Below are 18,264 nucleotides of genomic sequence, written 5' to 3' on the forward strand. Positions count from 1 at the left end.
GCCGGCTGCCGTCGGCGTCGACGACGGCGTCCGTGACGACCAGGGACTCCTGGCTGCCGAGGCCCAGGGTGCGGGCGGCGGACGGGGCGTCCGCACCGGCCTGCGCGATCAGCGCGGCACGCTGCTGGACGGTCCCGGCCGGGCCGACCGGGGCGGGGGCGGCCTGCGCGATCCCGGCGCTGACCTGGATGGCGCCGGCGAGGACTGCCGACGCCGAGAGAACGGCTCCGAAGGCAAGCTTTCGCTTCACGTACGGATTCCTTCCGGATCAACCGCGTGTGCGCGGTCGCACCTCGTCCCGGGGCACCGGGGTTAGTGCCTGCTGGGGCGGGACGGGCGCTGACGTGCTGCTCCGTGCGGTCAACGACTTCGGCCGGAGGGTGGGGGCCGGCGAGTCGAACGGGGCTGGGCAGAAGCATGACAATCGAAAAGTTGAAACGACAGGCCCGCGAAGGGAGTTGGCCACGTCTCGCCAGGTGGACACGGGCCGGGGGAGGGCCCGTACCGGTACATATCGCCCGTCCGGACGGTCGGTCGTGCACGGATGAGGCCGGGATGGCGGTCAATCAGCGACAACTCCGGTCTGTGGCTTGCGTGTTGCTGTCACATTTCGTCCGTCGGAGTGCCGGTTCGGACCGCAACGCACTTGGCGTGAACCCGCCATTCCGCTCACTTGTCCACCATCGTGGACGCCTGCTACCCCGCCCGGCGCCCGCCGGTACGGTGGAAGGGTGGCCAAGCCCCTCGCACTCGACTTCGACCCGATCGCCCGCGCCGACGAGCTCTGGACGCGCCGCTGGGGCGGCGTGCCGTCCATGGCGGCGATCACCTCCGTGATGCGCGCCCACCAGATCCTGCTGTCCCGGGTGGACGCGGTGGTGAAGCCCTACGGGCTGACCTTCGCCCGCTACGAGGCGCTCGTGCTCCTCACCTTCAGCCGGACCGGACGCCTGCCGCTCTCCAAGATCGGCGAGCGCCTCATGGTGCACCCGACGAGCGTCACCAACACCGTCGACCGCCTGGAGCGGGACGGCCTCGTCGCCCGCCGCCCCAACCCGGCCGACGGCCGCGGGGTGCTCGCCGCGATCACCGACCGCGGCCGGGACGTCGTCGAGCAGGCCACCCGTGAACTCATGGCCGTCGACTTCGGCATGGAGGGCTACGACGCCGACCGGTGCCACCAGGTCTTCGAACTGCTCCGCCCGCTCCGGGTGGCCGCCGGCGACTTCTCCCCGGCCCCCGAGGCACCCGCCGGCGACTGAGCCCGCCCCGCGCGCCCGCCCCGCGCGCCCGCCCCGCGCGCCCGCCCCGCGCGCCCGGCCCGGACGCCCGGCCCGGACGCGCGGCGGGCGGGGTGCGGCAGGAGCGCTCGGCGGCGGCGGTTACCCTCGACGGTATGAAGCAGAGCGTGCTGACCCGATACCGGGCGCTGGCGTACATCACCGGCGTCCTGCTGATCCTGCTGACCCTCGGCGTGATCGCCAAGTACGTGCTGGACATCTCGGGCGCGAGCGGCTTCACCAGCGCCGTCGGCATCGCGCACGGCTGGCTGTACGTCGTCTACCTGGTGCTCGCCTTCGACCTCGGCACCAAGGCGAAGTGGCCGCTGGGCAAGCTGGCCTGGGTGCTGCTCGCCGGCACCGTGCCGACCGCCGTGTTCTTCGTGGAGCGCAAGGTCAGCCGCGAGGTCGCCCCGCTGATCGCCGCCGCCGAGCCGGTCAACGCCTGACCGGTCCCGCCGCCCCGCGTCCCTGGAGCCCCTCCCCCCGGGAGGGGCTCCACGCGTTCCCCGGCCTGCTGCGCCCCGGGCCCGTCCGCGGGGCCCCGCCGCCGGCGCCACTCCAGCCGTGTCACCTCTGCGGGCATCGCTCCGGCCGTGTCACCCCGGCGGCGTCACGGGGCGACCGACCGCCAGATCCGGTCGGGCAGGACGCGGGACGCCTCCTCCAGGTCCACGTCGTCGATGCCGGACAGCGCCCGGCGGACCACGCCCACGACCGGCCCCATCACCAGCGACTCGACGAGGGCGGGGTGCAGCGGTGCGAGGCCGCCGGCGGCGACGTGCTGCCCGATCCAGGCCGCGAACGGCGACATCCGGGCCTCCTGGGCGTCCCGCAGCTCCCGGCCCCGCGCCATGGTGCCCCGGTCGGCGGCCGCGGAGTGCAGCAGCATTGCGGCCTCCGGGTGGTCGCGGACGAACGCCAGATAGGCCCGGACCAGCGCCTCCACCCCCGTGCGCGCGGTGCGGGTGTGCGCCAGCGCGTCGGCCATCTCCTGCAGCAGACGGCCCAGCCAGCGCGCCGTCAGCGCCGACACCAGGCCGTCGATGCTGCCGAAGTGGTGGTAGAGGCTGCCGGCGCTCACCCCGCTGGCCCGGGTCACCGCCTGCACCGTGAGCCCGGCCTCGCCCGAGGCGGCGAACAGGCGCAGCGCCTCGTCCAGGACGAGTTCGACGGTGGCCTCGCCGCGCTGCTGCTTGGGGCTCATGGGCGACCGTCCTCGCTGTCGTGCTGCCGGTTCCTCCATGGTCACCGTGGCGGACAGCGTAGAGCAGAGTTTTCCGGAATCCTTTTCTAGAAAAAACTTCCACATCGTGGTGACCGTCCCTCAGACTGGCTCCGTGCCGGACCCGGGACCGCCCCTGCCGGGGAGCGCCGGTCACCGGACCGGAGCCTGGCCGTACGGGGAACGGGGAGCGCGTGGACGGGGCAGCACGGTTCGATCCGAGGCGCGGGGGCGCCGAACCCCTCGGGGCGGGTGATCCGGACCGCATCGGTCCCGTCCCGCTGCTCGGCCTCCTGGGGGCGGGCGGCATGGGCCGCGTCTTCCTCGGCGTGCTCGACGGGAGCTACGTCGCCGTCAAGCAGATCCTGCCGTCCGTCTTCGCCGAGGACAGCGGTTTCGCCCGCCGCTTCGGGCAGGAACTGGACAACCTCGCACGCCTGCCGGCCGAGGTCACGGCCGCACTGCTCGCCTGCGACCGCGACGCCACCCCGCCCTGGTGCGCCACCGCGTACGTGCCCGGCCTCACCCTCGCCGAGGCGGTCGGGCCGGGCCCGGAGCCGCTGCCCGCGGACGCCCTGTGGCTGCTGCTGGGGGAGGCAGCCCGGGCGCTCGCCACGGTGCACGCGCTGGGCGTCGTCCACCGCGACCTCAAGCCCTCGAACGTCATGCTCACCCTCGGCGGCGCCACCCTCATCGACTTCGGCATCGCCCGGGCCGTCGGCCAGACGGCCCTCACCCGGACCGGCGTGGTCGTGGGCACCCCGTCCTACATGGCGCCGGAACAGGCGTCCGGGGCGCGGCACCTGACCGGCGCCACCGACATCTTCGCGCTGGGCTCCGTCCTCGCGTACGCGGCGGGCGGCCGGGCGCCCTTCGGGGACGGCGGAGGCGTCGAACTGCTCTACCGCGTGGTGCACGACGAGCCCGACCTCGACGCCCTGCACGCCGTCGACCCGGAGCTGGCCGCCCTCGTCGTCTCCTGCCTCGACAAGGCCCCCGAGCGCCGCCCGTCCGCCGCCGAACTCGCCGAACGGGCCGCGGCCAGAGGCCCGTCACGGCAGCCCCCGTGGCCGGACGGCCTCGCCGCCCGGCTCGCCGAGCGCGCCGCCTTCGCCGCAACGGCACCGGACCCGGCCGACCTGGCCCGGCCGCCGCAGGGGCCGGAGGCCGGCGGCTGCACCCCGCCGGCCGTCGAGCCGGCCGTCGAGCCGGCCGTCGAGCCGGGGGACGGCCGGGGGGAGCGCCCTCGGCGCGCGGAGGAGCCCCGGCGGCGACGGCGCACCCGGGTGCTCCTCGCCGTCCTCCCGGTGGCGTTCGTCGCGACCGGCACCACGGTCGCCCTCCAGCTCCTGCCCTACGCCGGGTCGCCGGCGGACGGAGCGCGGTCCACCCTGCCGGGCTCCGTCACGGTGTCCACCGGCTCCCCGTCCGCGGACCGGTCCGGCGCGGCGCCGACCGCCCCGGGAGCGGCGTCCGCACCGCCGTCGGGCGGGGCCTCCGCGCCGCCGTCCGGCGGGGCCGGCCCGGCAGGCGGGACCGCGGGGGGCGGTGACGCCGCGGCGGGGTCGTCGGGCGCGGCCGGCTCGGCGGGCGGCACCGGCTCCGCGGGCTCCGGGGGCTCCGGGGGCTCCGGGGGCTCCGGGGGAGCCACGGGCACGGGCACAAGCACGGGGACCGGCGGGACGGCGTCAGGCCCCACGTCCGGCCCCACGTCCGGCTCCGCGACAGGGTCCGGCACCGGGACGGGCGCCGCGGCCGCCGGCTACCGCAACGCCTCCACGGGCACCTGCCTGACGCAGGTGTTCGGTGCGGCGGGGCTCGGCACGTGCGGCTCCGCCTCCGCGTCCTGGACGGTCCGCGCGGCCGCCGGGGGCGCCTACCAGCTCGTCAACGCGAGCGGCCGGTGCCTCAGCGCGAACCTGCTCGGCCAGGCCACCTTCGTCGGCTCCTGCGACGGGGCCGGGCCGCGTCTGTGGCGCACCGGCTCCGGCTCCACCCTGGTCAGCGTCTACAACGGCGGCTGCCTGCAGGCCGGGTACGCCGACGTGTCCACCCCGTCCTGCGCCCCGGGGAGTGCGGTGCAGCGCTGGTCGCGCGTGTAGGCGGTCTCCCCGGACCGGCGGCGGGCGTCCTGTCCGCCGCCGGTCTTTTCGTGTTCCCCGGCCTGTCCCGTCGACAGTGCGCGGGGGTCCGGCTAAATTACTAGGACGTCCTAGTAATTTCCGCCGGTCCCACCCCGGCGGCCGCACGGAACGGAGTCGTCGTCGATGGACGCCCAGGAGATCGAGGCCGGACGCCTGCGCTGGCAGCAGCGCCACGACCGGGCCCGCACGCGGGACGCCGACTTCACCACCCTGTCCGGGGACGCGGTCGAGCCGGTCTACGGCCCGCCCGCCGGTCAGCCCTACGAGGGCTTCGAGCGGATCGGCTGGCCCGGGGAGTACCCGTACACCCGCGGGCTGCACGCCACCGGTTACCGCGGCCGCACGTGGACGATCCGGCAGTTCGCCGGCTTCGGCAACGCCCGGCAGACCAACGAGCGCTACCGCATGATCCTCGACTCCGGCGGCGGCGGCCTCTCCGTCGCCTTCGACATGCCGACCCTCATGGGCTACGACTCCGACGACGCCAAGTCGCTCGGCGAGGTCGGCCACTGCGGCGTCGCCATCGACTCCGCCGCCGACATGGACGTCCTCTTCGAGGGCATCCCGCTCGGCGACGTCACCACCTCCATGACGATCAGCGGCCCCGCCGTGCCGATCTTCTGCATGTACCTCGTCGCCGCCGAACGCCAGGGCGTCGACCCGGGTCTGCTCAACGGCACCCTGCAGACCGACATCTTCAAGGAGTACATCGCCCAGAAGGAGTGGCTCTTCGCCCCCGAGCCGCACCTGCGCCTCATCGGCGACCTCATGGAGCACTGCGCCGCGAACATCCCGGCGTACAAGCCGCTCTCGGTCTCCGGCTACCACATCCGCGAGGCCGGGTCCACGGCCGCGCAGGAGCTCGCCTACACCCTCGCCGACGGCTTCGCCTACGTCGAGCTCGGCCTCTCGCGCGGGCTCGACGTCGACGTCTTCGCCCCCGGGCTGTCGTTCTTCTTCGACGCCCACCTCGACTTCTTCGAGGAGATCGCGAAGTTCCGCGCCGCCCGCCGCATCTGGGCCCGCTGGATGCGCGAGCGGTACGGCGCGCGGACCGACAAGGCGCAGTGGCTGCGCTTCCACACCCAGACCGCCGGCGTCTCGCTCACCGCCCAGCAGCCCTACAACAACGTGGTGCGCACCGCCGTCGAGGCGCTCTCCGCGGTGCTCGGCGGCACCAACTCGCTGCACACCAACGCGCTCGACGAGACCCTCGCGCTGCCCTCCGAGCAGGCGGCCGAGATCGCCCTGCGCACGCAGCAGGTGCTGATGGAGGAGACCGGCGTCGCGAACGTCGCCGACCCGCTCGGCGGCTCCTGGTACGTCGAGGCGCTCACCGACCGCATCGAGGCGCAGGCCGAGGAGATCTTCCGCCGCATCCTCGACAAGGGCTCCGACGGCCACGCGATCGGCCCGATGACCTCCGGCATCCTGCGCGGCATCGAGGAGGGCTGGTTCACCGGCGAGATCGCCGAGGCGGCCTTCCGCTTCCAGCAGTCGCTGGAGAAGGGCGAGAAGCGGGTCGTCGGCGTCAACTGCCACCCGCGCTCGGTCACCCCGGAGCTGGAGATCCTGCGGGTCGGCCACGAGGTCGAGCGCGACCAGGTGCAGCTGCTCGGCGAGCGCCGGGCCGCCCGCGACGAGGCCGGGGTGAAGGCCGGACTGGACGCGATGCTGGCCGCCGCCCGCTCCGGCACCAACATGATCCCGCCGATGCTGCAGGCCGTACGGGCCGAGGCGACGCTCGGCGAGATCTGCAACGCCCTGCGCGCGGAGTGGGGTGTCTACCGGGAGCCCGCGTCCTTCTGACGGACCGCAGGACCCACCGCCGGGGGCCGCCCGGGAGTGCCGGGCGGCCCCCGGCGTCCGCGCGCCTGCCCTGCCCCGCCCCGCCCCCGGCCGCGTCCGCGTGCCCGCCCGTGCGCGGCCCGGCGGGCCCGTCAGGGCGCCGGCGGCTGCACGTCCTCGGCGAGGCCCGTCAGGGCGCCGAGCATCAGCGTGGTGAACCGGTCGAGCCAGCGCGGGGTGACCGGTTCGCCGGCGACCAGCAGCCGGTGCTCGACCGCGCCCGCGATCATGTCGAAGACGAGGTCGATCTCCTCGCAGGCGATCCGGGGGTCGACGTCCGAGCGGATCTCGCCGCGGGCCTGGGCGTGGGCCCGGCCGGTGCGCACCAGGTGCTTCTGCGGGTCGACGATGCGCTCGCGGATCCGCCGGCGCAGGTCGGGGTCGCGGCTGCCCTCGGCGAACAGCGCGAGCAGTGCGGCCTGGGACTCCGGGCGGGCCAGCAGGTCGGCGAACTGCGTGACGGTCGCGCCGATGTCGGCGCGCAGGCTGCCGAGGTCGGCCATCTCCAGGTCGTCGAAGAGGCCGGCGACGGCGTCCACGACGAGGTCGTTCTTGGACGGCCAGCGGCGGTACAGCGTGGTCTTGGCGACGCCGGCGCGGGTGGCGACGTCGCCCATGGTGAGGCCGCCCCAGCCGAGTTCGGCGAGGGCTTCGCGGGTGGCGTCGAGGATCGCCCGGTCGGCGGCGGCGCTGCGGGGTCGGCCCTTGCCGCGCGGGGGTGCGGCGCCGTCCTCGGGAGCCGGCTGCCTGGTGGTGGGGGCCACCGAGCCTCCTAGCTGTTCTACCGATGGGTAACTTGGTCGGACCGGGCCACGGTAGCGACCGGCGGCCCCGCTCACCACCCGGCCGCCCCCCGAAAGTGGGGCAGCTCACGCCGTCCTGGGCCGAGGGGGTCTTGCGGGACCGGCCCCGGATGCAGATACGCTACGACTCGTAGCGAAAGAGCGGCAACCACGTGCCGGGCCCATGGGATCGGGCCGGTGCGGGGCGCGGATGGGGATCCGCGCCGGGAGCGGCTGCACCGGAGAACGCCACCGTCGCGCGGGCGGGCGGCGCAGGCACCACGGCACGGGGATGTTTCCGGCCGGATGGTGCCCGTCACCCGCGCGAACGGGGGAGGATGGTGCCATGCAGTCACGGAATTCGCGTCCCAACAGCGCCGCCCTGCGCGGAGCGGTCGACCTCGCCGCGGTCAAGGCGGCGGGCGAGGCCGCGCAGAAGGCCGAGCAGGCCCGGGCCGAGCGGGCCCGCCAGGCGGTGGCCGGCGGGGAGCCGGCACCCGCCCCCTACGAGCTTGTCCTCGACGTCACCGAGGAGACCTTCGAGGCCGAGGTCGTCCAGCGCTCGGCCGAGGTCCCGGTGGTCGTGGACTTCTGGGCCGAGTGGTGCGGCCCGTGCAAGCAGCTCAGTCCGATCCTGGAACGCCTCGCCGAGGAGTACGCCGGCCGGATCGTCCTCGCCAAGATCGACGTCGACGCCAACCAGCTGATCGCCCAGCAGTTCGGCATCCAGGGCATTCCCGCGGTCATGGCGGTCGTCGCCGGCCAGCTCGTCCCGCTCTTCCAGGGCGCCGAGAACGAGGCCAACGTCCGCAAGATCCTCGACCAGCTGATCGCCGTCGCCGAGCAGCGCTTCGGCATCACCGGCCTGCAGGGCGGCGCCCCGGGCGCCCCGGGCGAGGCCGCCCCGGCCGCTCCGCGGTCGCCGGTGGACCCGGCGCTGGAGGCCGCGCACGACGCCCTGGACCGCGGCGACCTGGGCGGCGCCGTCCAGGCCTACCGCAACGTCCTGGCCGACCGGCCCGGCAACACCGAGGCGAAGCTGGGCCTGGCCCAGGCCCAGCTGCTGCAGCGGGTGGAGACGATCGACCCGCAGCAGGTGCGTGCGGACGCGGCGGCCGACCCGAAGGACGTCGCGGCCCAGCTCCGCGCCGCCGACCTCGACCTCGTCGGCGGCCACGTCGAGGACGCCTTCGGGCGCCTGGTCTCCACGGTCGGCCGGACGGCCGGCGAGGACCGCGACACCGCCAGGCTGCGCCTGCTGGAGCTTTTCGAGGTCATCGGCCCGGAGGACCCGCGGGTGACCGCGGCGCGCAGCGCACTGGCACGGGTGCTCTTCTGACGGGGCGCCGGTGGCACGGCGGGTGACCTGCGGTGTCGCCGGAGATTTGGCGACAATCCGGAAGATTTTGTGGAGCTTAATCAAATCTTGACAACACCCCCGGCCGGTCACGTCCCGTGACCGGCCGGGGGTGTTTCGCGCGGGTTTGCAGCAGGTTGTTGCGGGTGCCCCCCCCGCTGATGTCACGCAGTGTAATCACGCCTTCGATTCCATGATCAACAGGATCTGTTGTTGGATTACCCGTCAGTAACGGACCCCTTGTGCTTCGCCCGGGATTCAAGCACGATCGGCGACGCCCGGTCCCCTCAGGGGAATCCCCATCGGGTAGCCGCCGGCCCCGGTCGGTGGCTGGAGGGCAGGGGGGTAGCCGCAGATCCCACCCGCGGTTCCTGTCCTTCCTGCGGCCGCGCACCCCGCGCGGTCGCCGGTTGTCGCTCGGGGGTGATCGCCTCGGCCGTCGGCTCACGACGCCATGGCGCTCTCCGCTACCGAGGACGTAGCTCTCTCCCATCCCAGGCCGGGATCCGCGCACCGCGCGGCCAGGCCGGAGATGTACGTCCTAGAAGGAGGACTCGCATGTCCCAGGATTTCGGCAAGACCCGCTGGAAGCGCTTCGGCCTCGTGATGGTGCCCGGCATCGCCGCCACCGCCGCGATCGGTGTGGGTCTCGCCAACAACGCCCTCGCCGCCTCGTTCAGCGTTTCCGGCCAGAAGTTCAAGGTCAGCGCCCAGGACCTGCAGGGTGAGAACTTCGCCCAGTTCGGCTCCTTCGACGTCGAGACCAACGGCACCCCGCACGCGGTCGCGATCTCCGCGTTCGACTCGGCCACCATCAAGGGCATGTGCCAGTCCGTGGTCAGCGAGCCGGCCCTGCTCGGCCTCAAGCTGCCCAAGGTCACCCTGCGCCTGGAGGCCGGCAACAGCGACGACGTCAACAAGCAGGTCGTCGCCAAGAACCTGCTGATCGACCTCGACCAGCTGTCGGCCGACGCCGAGTTCACCGACATCAACATCGGTCAGGACGCCTCCACCCTCAAGGGTTCGGCGACCTCGAACTGGGCCGACATCCAGGGCCACGGCAAGCCCAGCGGCCCGCTCGGCTTCTCGCAGACCGCCCCGAAGGCCCACCTGACCAACGTGAAGCAGACGGCGTGGGCCACCTCGGCCGGCACCTTCAAGCTGAACGGCCTGGACCTGAAGCTGTACGTCGGCGACCAGGGCAACGGCAAGGAGTGCTACTGATCCTCGTCTGACGGTGCGCCGCCCGGCGCGCCGCGACGACGGATCCTCGGCGGCCGGGGGCGGGCACGTCCCGCACCCGGCCGCACCTCAGGGAGTCCTCCCCCACCTCGCAGCGAAACATCGAGGAGTTGCATCGTGTCCAGCGCAACTACCCAGGCGTGGCCCGAGAACAACGGCGGTATCAACCTGCGGCTGCGGTTCCGCAACTGGCGCCGCTCTCGTCCCTTCTGGGGCGGCCTGCTGGCCATGATCGCCGGCTTGCCCATCCTGTACTTCCCGTACGCCAAGCTCAACCTCAGCGGCATGACCGTCACCATGGCGACCACCGCCGGCGCAGGATCCATGATCATCGGCCTGCTGATGATCGCACTCGGCGTCACCGCCTGGTTCCAGCCGCTGGTGCGGATCTTCTGCGGCGTGGCCACCACGCTGCTCGCCCTGATCTCCATCCCGGTCTCCAACCTCGGCGGCTTCGGCGTCGGCCTCGTCACCGGCCTGCTCGCCGGCGGCCTGCTCATGGCCTGGGCCCCGAACCCGCCCGCGGCCGCAGCCGACGCGGTGCCCGCCGACCACGCCCACCGGGTGGCCGACCACGGCGACGCGACGGCCGCCCCCACGGTCGAGCAGCCCGCGGTGCAGACCATCCACCCGCTCCTGCCCGCGCAGCACAACCCCGCCGACGCCTCGGCGGCCGACCCCGGGGAGCCGCGGTGACCGACCGCGACGACTCCCTGCCCGGCCCCCGCCACGCCGCACCGCGCGTGAGCGTCCGCAGCCGCATCCGCGGCCGCGCGATGGCCATGGCCGCCGTGCCGACCGCGCTGATCGTCGGCGCCGCCTACACGCCGACCACGCCCGCCGTGGCCGAGACCCAGGCGGGCAAGGCCTGCGCCAGCGCCCCGGACACCGTGCTCGCGGAGACGCCCGTCCCCAAGAGCGAGATCGCCGTGCAGCCGACGCATCCGGCGACCGCGACCTCCGTGCCGCAGACCTCCGCGCCGACCGCGACGAAGGGCCCGACGGCCACGCCGTCGCCCACCTCCTCGGCCACGGTGAAGCTGCCGGTGCCGACGTCCACGGCCACCGCGGCGAAGCCGAACGCGGTGGCGGCGGTCCAGGCCCCGGCCGCGGCGTCCCCCTCGGCGACGGCGGACGCGCAGGCGCGCGGGCTGATCGGCGACATCCTGGACGGCATCTTCAACCCGGGCGGCCAGAGCCCCACGCCGACCGCCACACCGTCGACCGCCACCCCCACCAAGGCCCCGGCGGCGGAGGCCACCACGCCGGCTGCGACCCCGAAGCCCACCGCGACGCAGGCCGTCGCACCGCGGGCGGCGGCGTCCTCGGCGGCGCCGACGGCCTCCGCCTCCGCGTCCCCCTCCGCCTCCGCCTCCGCCTCGAAGGCGGCGGCAACGCCGACCGCGTCGGCCACCCCGTCGCCCTCGGCGACCGGCCCGAACTGCCTGGTCGACACCAGCGGGGCGAAGGCCAAGGCGGCGCCCGGCGGCGACGTGGTGCCGGAGCAGAACTGGACGCTGCGCTCCAGCAAGCTCGCCCTGCACGGCTCGGTCTTCAACGGCGTCTACGACGTGAGGACCCCGACCGGCACCAAGCGGGTGCTGAAGTTCACCACCGCCTCGGTCGACATCGGTGATCTCGACATGTCGACGATCGAGGTGAAGGGCAAGACCTTCCACGTGCAGGCCGCGCCCAACACCACCTCGACGCTGCGCAACGGCCCGATCACCATGTACGTGGAGAGCCTCTCCGGTCACCTCTCGGCGATCTACGGCCTGCCGATCCCGATCGACCTGGGCGAGATCACCCTCACCCCGGACACCCTGCCCAAGTGGCTGTGGGACCTGATAGGCACCGTCCCGGTCCCGCTGGACCTGACGCTGGACGACGCCAAGGCCGTCCAGGCCGGTCAGTTCGGCGGCACGCTCAAGATCCCGGGCATGCACCTCTTCAACGACGACGCGCCGTACGAGGGCTGAGCCCCGGCCCGCGCACCGCGCAGGACGGCCCGGCCGGAGGATCTCCGGCCGGGCCGTCCGCGTGTCCGGCGCCGGGCGCCCGCCGCCGTCCGCACACGCCGCGGGGCGGCCCCCTCCTGGCCGGAGGGGGCCGCCCCGCAAGCGTCGGGCGTGGTGCGCCGGCGGTCAGTTGCCGTCGCGGCTGCCCAGGTGGTGGACCTGGACCATGTTGGTGTTGCCGGGGACGCCGGGGGGCGAACCGGCGGTGACGATCACGGTGTCACCCTCGGTGAGGCGGTTCAGGCGCAGCAGCTCACGGTCGACCTGGTGGACCATCTCGTCGGTGGTCTCGACCTGCTCGGTGACGTACGCCTCGACGCCCCAGCTCAGCGAGAGCTGGTTGCGGGTGGCGGCGTCCGGGGTGAACGCGATCACCGGGATCGGCGAGCGGTAGCGGGAGAGGCGGCGCGCGGTGTCACCGGACTTGGTGAACGCGACGAGCGCCTGGCCGTTCAGGAAGTCGCCGAGCTCGCACGCGGCGCGGGCGATGGAGCCGCCCTGGGTGCGCGGCTTGCGGCCCGGGTTGAGCGGCTGGAGGCCCTGCGAGAGCAGCTCCTCCTCGGCCTTCTCGGCGATCCGGCTCATGGTGCGGACGGTCTCGACGGCGTACTTGCCGACGCTGGACTCGGCCGACAGCATGACCGCGTCGGTGCCGTCCAGGATGGCGTTGGCGACGTCCGAGACCTCGGCGCGGGTGGGCCGCGAGGCGTGGATCATCGACTCCATCATCTGGGTGGCGACGATGACCGGCTTGGCGTTGCGGCGGGCCAGGGTGATCAGGCGCTTCTGCACCAGCGGCACCCGCTCCAGCGGGTACTCCACGGCGAGGTCGCCGCGGGCCACCATGATCGCGTCGAAGGCGAGGACGATCTCCTCCATCGCCTCGACGGCCTGCGGCTTCTCGATCTTGGCGATGACCGGCACGCGGATGCCGACCTCGTCCATGACCTTGTGCACGTCGTCGATGTCCGCGGCGTTGCGGACGAACGACAGCGCGACCATGTCGACGCCCAGCTGCAGGGCGAAGCGGAGGTCGTCCTTGTCCTTCTCGGACAGCGCGGGCACGTTCACGGCCGCGCCGGGCAGGTTGATGCCCTTGTTGTTCGAGAGCACGCCGCCCTCGACGACCACGGTCTTCACCCGCGGGCCGTCGACGCTGACGACCTCCAGGGCGATGACGCCGTCGTTGATCAGGATCGGGTCGCCCGGCTTCACGTCGCCCGGCAGGCCCTTGTAGGTGGTGCCGCAGATGTGCTGGTCCCCGGGCACATCCTCGGTCGTGATGGTGAAGGTGTCACCGTTGTCGACGGTGACCGGTCCGTTGGCGAAGGTGGCCAGACGGATCTTGGGGCCCTGGAGGTCGGCCAGCACACCGATCGTGCGGCCGGTGTCCTCGGACACCTGGCGGACCTTGTGGTACCGCTCCTCGTGCTCCCGGTGGGAGCCGTGGCTCATGTTCAGTCGGGCGACGTTCATGCCCGCTTCGACGATGGCCTTCAGCTGTTCGTAGGAGTCCGTCGCCGGACCCAGGGTGCAGACAATTTTCGCTCGGCGCATATCCGTCAGTCTATCCGTTCGTGTTATCGGTGCATTCCGCCCGTTTCGGGAGGTATCGCCAACGAACCATCCCGAAGGGTGGGACGCTGACCCACCGTCATCTCAATTCCGGCCGTGCACGAGGGCGAACGCCTGCTGGGCGATCTCCAGCTCCTCGTCGGTCGGCACCACGGCGACCGCCACCCGGGCGTATCCGGGGGAGATCAACCGGGCCGCACCGGAGCGGACGGAGTTCAGCTCCGGATCCACCGCGATCCCCAGCGCCTCCAGCCCCGCGCACGCCGCCTCCCGGACGGGCGCCGCGTTCTCGCCGACCCCCGCGGTGAACGCGACCACGTCCACCCGCCCGAGCACCGCGTAGTACGCCCCGACGTACTTGCGCAGCCGGTGCACGTACGCGTCGAAGGCCAGCCGGGCCTCCTCGTCGCCCTCGCCGGCGCGGCGCAGCACCTCGCGCATGTCGTTGTCCCCGCAGAGCCCGAGCAGGCCGCTGCGGCGGTTCAGCAGGTCGTCGATCTCATCGACCGTCAGCCCGCCGACCCGGTGCAGGTGGAAGACCAGGCCCGGGTCGACGTCGCCGGAACGGGTGCCCATGACGAGCCCCTCCAGGGGCGTCAGGCCCATCGACGTCTCCACGCAGACCCCGCCGGCGACCGCCGACGCGGACGCGCCGTTGCCCAGGTGCAGCACGATCACGTTCACCTCGGCCGGGTCGCGGCCGAGCAGGCGGGCCGCGGCCCGCGACACGTACTGGTGGGAGGTGCCGTGGAAGCCGTAGCGGCGCACCCGGTGCTCGTCCGCGGTTTTCCGGTCGATCGCGTAGCGCGCGGCGGCCTCCGGCAGCGTCGTGTGGAAGGCCGTGTCGAAGACGGCGACCTGCGGCAGGTCCGGGCGCAGCGTCCGGGCCACCTCGATGCCGGTGATGTTCGCCGGGTTGTGGAGCGGGGCGACGGGGATCAGCCGACGGATCTCGGCGACCACCTCGTCGGTGACCAGGGTCGGCGCGGTGAACCGCTGCCCGCCGTGCACCACCCGGTGGCCGATGGCGGCGAGCCGCGGCGAGTCCAGGCCGAGGCCGTCCGCGGCGAGCTCCTCGGCGACCGCGCCCAGCGCCGCCGGATGGTCCGCGAAGACCTCCAGCCGCTCGCGCTTCGTGCCGTCCGGGGCGGTGTGCACGAGCCGCCCGCCGGCCTCGCCGATCCGCTCGACCAGCCCGGCGGCCGGGCGCGAGCCGTCCACCATGTCGATCAGCTGGTACTTCACGGAGGACGATCCGGCGTTCAGGACGAGGACGCGGGTGCCATCGGTCACTGCTCGGCTCCTTCGGCGGGGCGCTGCGACTGGATGGCGGTGATCGCCACGGTGTTGACGATGTCCTCGACGAGGGCGCCGCGCGAGAGGTCGTTGACCGGCTTGCGCAGGCCCTGCAGCACCGGGCCGACCGCCACGGCGCCGGCGGAGCGCTGCACCGCCTTGTAGGTGTTGTTGCCGGTGTTCAGGTCGGGGAAGACCAGCACCGTCGCCCGCCCGGCCACCGCCGAGCCGGGCAGCTTGGTCGCGGCGACGTGCGCGTCCACCGCCGCGTCGTACTGGATCGGGCCCTCGACGAGGATGTCGGGCCGTTCCCGCCGGACGATCTCCGTCGCCTCGCGCACCTTGTCGACGTCCGCGCCCGAGCCGGAGGTGCCGGTCGAGTAGCTCAGCATGGCCACCCGGGGCTCGACGCCGAACTGCGCGGCCGTCGCGGAGGCCTGGATCGCGATGTCGGCGAGCTGCTGGGCGTCCGGGTCGGGGTTGACCGCGCAGTCGCCGTAGACCAGCACCCGATCGGCGAGGCACATGAAGAAGACCGAGGAGACGATCGCCGCCCCGGGCGAGGTCTTGATCACCTCGAACGCCGGGCGGATCGTCGCCGCCGTCGAGTGCACGGCGCCCGACACCATGCCGTCCGCGATGCCCTCCTGCACCATCAGCGTGCCGAAGTACGAGACGTCGGTGACGACGTCCAGCGCCCGCTCGACCGTCATGCCCTTGTGCGCGCGCAGCCGGGCGTACAGCGCGGCGAACCCCTCGCGCAGCGGGCTCGTCGCCGGGTCGACCACCTGCACGCGGGCCCGGTCGGCGCTGTCGTCGGCGAGCGGCAGCTCGATGCCCAGCGACGCGGCCCGGCGGTGCACCGCCTCCGGCTCGCCGAGCAGGGTGAGGTCGCAGATGTTGCGCCGCAGCAGCACCTCCGCCGCGCGCAGCACCCGCTCCTCGGTGCCCTCCGGCAGCACGATGTGCCGGCGCTGGGCGCGGGCCCGCTCCAGCAGGGCGTGCTCGAACATCATCGGGGTGACCCGCTCGGACCGGCCGAGCTCGATGCGCTCCGTCAGCTCGGCGGTGTTCACGTGCAGTTCGAACAGGCCGAGGGCGATCTCGGCCTTCCGCTGGCTGGCCGGGCCGATCCGCCCCTCCAGGTGGGTGAGTGCCGCCGCGGTCGGCCAGCTGCCCTCCGGCACCACCGCCACCGGCGTACCCGGGGCCAGCCGCGCCGCCAGCGCCATGACGTTCGGCCCGGGGTGCTGCCCGAGGGTGAGCAGCACCCCGGCGATCGGCGGCGCCCCGGCCGCGTGCGCGGCGAGCGAGCCGATCACCAGGTCCGCCCGGTCGCCGGGGGTGACCACCAGGGCGCCCTCGGTCAGCGCGGTGAGGAAGGTCGGCAGCATCGCGCCGCCGAAGACGAACGAGCGCACGTCCCGGGCCAGGCCCGCCGCGTCGCCCAGCAGGACCTCCGCGCCGGTCGCCTCGACCAGCTGGGCCACGGTCGGCGCCGAGAGCGCCGGCTCCTCCGGGATCACGTACACCGGCACCGGCAGCTTCTCGCCGAGGGTCTGCTCGATCTGCTGCTTCGCCGGGGCGGCCACCCGGTTCGCGATCATCGCGAGCGTCGAGCAGCCGAGGTCGGTGTACGCGCGGTGCGCGTTGCGGACCTCGGCGATCACCGCGTGCGGGTCCTCGTCCTGGCCGCCGACCACCGGCAGCACCCAGGCACCGAACTCGTTGGCGAGCCGGGCGTTGAACGCCAGCTCGTCCGGGATGTTGGTGCCGGCGAAGTCGGTGCCCAGCACCAGGACGGCCTGGCACCGCCGCTCCACCGCCCGGAACCGGTCCACCAGGGTCGAGACCAGCTCGTCCTGGCCCTGGGCGGCCTGCAGCGCGGCGGCGTCCTCGTAGGTCAGGCCGTACAGGTCGGCCGCCGGCAGGTCGAGCCGGTAGCGGGCCCGCAGCAGCTCGACGACGTGGTCGGAGCCGCGCTCGCCGGGGTCGTCCGCGTGCACCAGCGGGCGGAACACCCCGACGGTGTCCACCTGGCGGGTGAGCAGTTCCATGACCCCGAGTTCGACGGCCTGGCGGCCGTCCCCCCGGTCGATCCCGGTCACGTACACGCTGCGCGCCACGCGTCATCTCCGTCCGGTGCTTCGGGCAGTCCTCCTCCCGACCCTACCTTCGGAGGGGTCGCGGCGGCCCGGCGGAGGCCCGCCGCGGCCGGTGCACGCGGCAGGCCCCGGGAGGCTGCTCCCGGGGCCTGCCGGCGGGTCTCGGCGGGTGCCGGCGCGATCTCAGGCCGGGCGGAGCCAGACGGTGGACAGCGGCGGCAGGACGAGCTCGGCGCTGCGCTCCTGGCCGTTCCACGGGCTCGTCTCGGCCTTGACCGGGTGCGAGTTGCCGATGCCGCTGCCGCCGTACGCCCCGGCGTCGGTGTTCAGCGCCTCCTCCCACAGCTGGTCGGTGCCGGTCAGCGGCGGCAGGCCGACCCGGAAGCCGTGCCGGACGACGGGGGAGAAGTTGCAGACCGCGACGAGCGGCGAGCCGTCGGCGGCGTACCGCACGAAGGAGAGCACGTTGTCGTCGGCCGCGCCGCCGTCGAGCCAGCGGAAGCCGTCGGGGGTGGTGTCCTGCTCCCAGAGGGCGGGGGTGGCGCGGTAGGTGTGGTTGAGGTCGGCGACCAGCTGCCGGACCCCGCGGTGGTCGGCGGCCCCGGGCCAGTCGTCGGCGAGCACCCACCACTGCGGCCCTCTCTCGTGGTCCCACTCCGCACCCTGGGCGAACTCCTGCCCCATGAAGAGGAGCTGCTTGCCGGGGTGGGCCCACATGAAGCCGAGGTAGGCGCGGTGGTTGGCGCGCTGCTGCCACCAGTCGCCGGGCATCTTGGAGACCAGCGACTGCTTGCCGTGCACGACCTCGTCGTGCGAGATCGGCAGCACGTAGTTCTCGGAGTACGCGTAGACCATCGAGAACGTCATGTCGTTGTGGTGGTAGCGGCGGTGCACCGGCTCCTTGGACATGTAGACCAGGGAGTCGTGCATCCAGCCCATGTTCCACTTCAGGCCGAAGCCGAGGCCCCCGCTGTCGGTGGGGCGGGTGACGCCGTCCCAGGCGGTGGACTCCTCGGCGATCGTGATCACGCCCGGGCAGCGCCGGTAGACCGTCGCGTTCATCTCCTGAAGGAAGGAGGCCGCGTCGAGGTTCTCCCGGCCGCCGAACCGGTTCGGCGTCCACGCGCCGCCCTCGCGCGAGTAGTCGAGGTAGAGCATGGAGGCGACGGCGTCGACGCGCAGGCCGTCGACGTGGAACTCCTCGCACCAGTAGACGGCGTTGGCGACGAGGAAGTTGCGGACCTCGGTGCGGCCGTAGTCGAACTCCAGGGTGCCCCAGTCGGGGTGTTCGGCGCGGAGCGGGTCGGCGGGTTCGTAGAGGGGTTCGCCGTCGAAGCGGGCGAGGGCGAAGGCGTCCTTGGGGAAGTGGGCGGGGACCCAGTCGACGATGAC

The 18,264-nt window shown here is 73.6% G+C and carries 14 protein-coding genes and 1 pseudogene; 8 read left to right on the plus strand and 7 right to left on the minus strand.

Going from position 1 to position 18,264, the window contains the following annotated elements; all coding sequences use genetic code 11:
- Positions 1 to 250 (minus strand): annotated as a pseudogene (locus SNE206_RS38720) (peptidase M4 family protein); the annotation flags it as partial.
- Between the two features lie 481 nt (positions 251 to 731).
- Here SNE206_RS38720 and SNE206_RS38725 point away from each other — a divergent pair.
- Positions 732 to 1,262, plus strand: coding sequence for a MarR family transcriptional regulator (locus SNE206_RS38725; protein ID WP_407918294.1), 531 nt, complete (start codon positions 732 to 734; stop codon positions 1,260 to 1,262).
- 134 nt (positions 1,263 to 1,396) lie between these two features.
- Positions 1,397 to 1,729, plus strand: a complete 333-nt coding sequence (locus tag SNE206_RS38730; protein WP_407918295.1) for a DUF3817 domain-containing protein — start codon at positions 1,397 to 1,399, stop codon at positions 1,727 to 1,729.
- A 164-nt stretch (positions 1,730 to 1,893) separates the two neighbouring features.
- Here SNE206_RS38730 and SNE206_RS38735 read toward each other — a convergent pair whose 3' ends face one another.
- Positions 1,894 to 2,487 (minus strand): TetR/AcrR family transcriptional regulator, encoded by a 594-nt coding sequence (locus tag SNE206_RS38735; RefSeq protein ID WP_407918296.1) that lies wholly within the window; start codon positions 2,485 to 2,487, stop codon positions 1,894 to 1,896.
- A gap of 212 nt (positions 2,488 to 2,699) precedes the next feature.
- Here SNE206_RS38735 and SNE206_RS38740 point away from each other — a divergent pair, with 212 nt between their 5' ends.
- Both SNE206_RS38740 and SNE206_RS38745 read left to right on the plus strand, forming a co-directional pair.
- Positions 2,700 to 4,607 (plus strand): protein kinase domain-containing protein, encoded by a 1,908-nt coding sequence (locus SNE206_RS38740; RefSeq protein WP_407918297.1) that lies wholly within the window; start codon positions 2,700 to 2,702, stop codon positions 4,605 to 4,607.
- A gap of 165 nt (positions 4,608 to 4,772) precedes the next feature.
- Positions 4,773 to 6,458, plus strand: coding sequence for a methylmalonyl-CoA mutase (locus SNE206_RS38745; protein ID WP_407918298.1), 1,686 nt, complete (start codon positions 4,773 to 4,775; stop codon positions 6,456 to 6,458).
- A gap of 131 nt (positions 6,459 to 6,589) precedes the next feature.
- Here the strand turns inward: SNE206_RS38745 and SNE206_RS38750 are convergent, their stop codons facing one another.
- Positions 6,590 to 7,261 (minus strand): TetR/AcrR family transcriptional regulator, encoded by a 672-nt coding sequence (locus SNE206_RS38750; protein WP_407918299.1) that lies wholly within the window; start codon positions 7,259 to 7,261, stop codon positions 6,590 to 6,592.
- Positions 7,262 to 7,625: 364 nt separating this feature from the next.
- On the opposite strand from SNE206_RS38750, the gene trxA reads away from it, so the two are divergent.
- From trxA to SNE206_RS38770, 4 genes are all read left to right on the plus strand, one after another.
- Positions 7,626 to 8,618, plus strand: coding sequence for a thioredoxin (trxA, locus tag SNE206_RS38755; protein WP_407918300.1), 993 nt, complete (start codon positions 7,626 to 7,628; stop codon positions 8,616 to 8,618).
- 576 nt (positions 8,619 to 9,194) lie between these two features.
- Positions 9,195 to 9,860 (plus strand): DUF6230 family protein, encoded by a 666-nt coding sequence (locus SNE206_RS38760; protein ID WP_407918301.1) that lies wholly within the window; start codon positions 9,195 to 9,197, stop codon positions 9,858 to 9,860.
- 135 nt (positions 9,861 to 9,995) lie between these two features.
- On the plus strand, positions 9,996 to 10,574 hold the full coding sequence (locus tag SNE206_RS38765) for a DUF6114 domain-containing protein (RefSeq protein WP_407918302.1): 579 nt from the start codon (positions 9,996 to 9,998) through the stop codon (positions 10,572 to 10,574).
- A complete protein-coding gene (locus tag SNE206_RS38770) occupies positions 10,571 to 11,857 on the plus strand; it encodes a hypothetical protein (protein WP_407918303.1) in 1,287 nt (428 codons plus the stop codon). Before SNE206_RS38765 ends, SNE206_RS38770 begins: the two co-directional genes overlap by 4 nt.
- A 165-nt stretch (positions 11,858 to 12,022) precedes the next feature.
- Here SNE206_RS38770 and pyk read toward each other — a convergent pair whose 3' ends face one another.
- The 4 genes from pyk to glgB all read right to left on the minus strand — a co-directional run.
- Positions 12,023 to 13,453 (minus strand): pyruvate kinase, encoded by a 1,431-nt coding sequence (gene pyk / locus SNE206_RS38775; protein ID WP_407918304.1) that lies wholly within the window; start codon positions 13,451 to 13,453, stop codon positions 12,023 to 12,025.
- Between the two features lie 102 nt (positions 13,454 to 13,555).
- Complete coding sequence (locus SNE206_RS38780) at positions 13,556 to 14,764, minus strand: acetate kinase (RefSeq protein ID WP_407918305.1); 1,209 nt, start codon at positions 14,762 to 14,764, stop codon at positions 13,556 to 13,558.
- The gene (gene pta / locus SNE206_RS38785) at positions 14,761 to 16,893 is read right to left on the minus strand and encodes a phosphate acetyltransferase (protein ID WP_407918306.1); all 2,133 of its coding nucleotides are present in this window, start codon (positions 16,891 to 16,893) and stop codon (positions 14,761 to 14,763) included. The genes SNE206_RS38780 and pta overlap by 4 nt, the downstream gene beginning before the upstream one ends.
- A 162-nt stretch (positions 16,894 to 17,055) precedes the next feature.
- The coding region (gene glgB, locus SNE206_RS38790) for a 1,4-alpha-glucan branching enzyme (RefSeq protein ID WP_407918307.1) at positions 17,056 to 18,264 on the minus strand (1,209 nt) is incomplete at its 5' end.

The organism is Kitasatospora sp. NE20-6 (assembly GCF_045862635.1).

Coding starts and splice junctions, on each gene's coding strand:
- pyk (WP_407918304.1), bottom strand. CDS start 13,453: ATGCGCCGAGCGAAAATTGTCTGCACCCTGGGTCCGGCGACGGACTCC.
- SNE206_RS38760 (WP_407918301.1), top strand. CDS start 9,195: ATGTCCCAGGATTTCGGCAAGACCCGCTGGAAGCGCTTCGGCCTCGTG.
- SNE206_RS38745 (WP_407918298.1), top strand. CDS start 4,773: ATGGACGCCCAGGAGATCGAGGCCGGACGCCTGCGCTGGCAGCAGCGC.
- trxA (WP_407918300.1), top strand. CDS start 7,626: ATGCAGTCACGGAATTCGCGTCCCAACAGCGCCGCCCTGCGCGGAGCG.
- SNE206_RS38730 (WP_407918295.1), top strand. CDS start 1,397: ATGAAGCAGAGCGTGCTGACCCGATACCGGGCGCTGGCGTACATCACC.
- SNE206_RS38735 (WP_407918296.1), bottom strand. CDS start 2,487: ATGAGCCCCAAGCAGCAGCGCGGCGAGGCCACCGTCGAACTCGTCCTG.